The organism is Terrabacter lapilli (assembly GCF_039531305.1).
Taxonomy (GTDB): domain Bacteria; phylum Actinomycetota; class Actinomycetes; order Actinomycetales; family Dermatophilaceae; genus Terrabacter; species Terrabacter lapilli.
Genome location: NZ_BAAAPU010000015.1, coordinates 1 through 763, shown reverse-complemented (window position 1 = coordinate 763; position 763 = coordinate 1). Strand labels below are relative to the sequence as shown.

The 763-nt window shown below is 55.2% G+C and carries 1 rRNA gene; it reads left to right on the top strand.

Annotated elements, in window-relative coordinates:
• Positions 1–763 (top strand): 23S ribosomal RNA (locus tag ABD241_RS20615); the annotation flags it as partial.

Sequence of the window (763 nt, the reverse complement as noted above, 5' to 3'; positions counted from 1 at the left end):
AGTGACGCAGGAAGGTAGCCTCCGCGTGGCGATGGTTGTCCACGTCCAAGGGTGTAGGGCGCGGTCCAGGCAAATCCGGACCGCATGACGCCTGAGACCTGATAGTGACCGCGAATGCGGGAAGAGGGTGATCCTATGCTGCCGAGAAAAACTTCTAGCGAGGTTCGAGCCGCCCGTACCCCAAACCGACTCAGGTGGTTAGGTAGAGAATACCAAGGCGATCGAGTGAATCGTGGTTAAGGAATTCGGCAAAATACCCCCGTAACTTCGGGAGAAGGGGGGCCCTGATCGTGACGGAACTTGCTTCCCGAGCGTGATCGGCCGCAGAGACCAGGGAGAAGCGACTGTTTACTAAAAACACAGGTCCGTGCCAAGTCGCAAGACGATGTATACGGACTGACGCCTGCCCGGTGCTGGAACGTTAAGGGGACGGGTTAGCACGCAAGTGCGAAGCTCAGAACTTAAGCGCCAGTAAACGGCGGTGGTAACTATAACCATCCTAAGGTAGCGAAATTCCTTGTCGGGTAAGTTCCGACCTGCACGAATGGCGTAACGACTTCTCCACTGTCTCAACCACGAACTCGGCGAAATTGCACTACGAGTAAAGATGCTCGTTACGCGCAGCAGGACGGAAAGACCCCGGGACCTTTACTACAGCTTGGTATTGGTGTTCGGTACGGCTTGTGTAGGATAGGTGGGAGACTGTGAAGCCGTCACGTCAGTGATGGTGGAGTCAACGTTGAAATACCACTCTGGTCGTTCT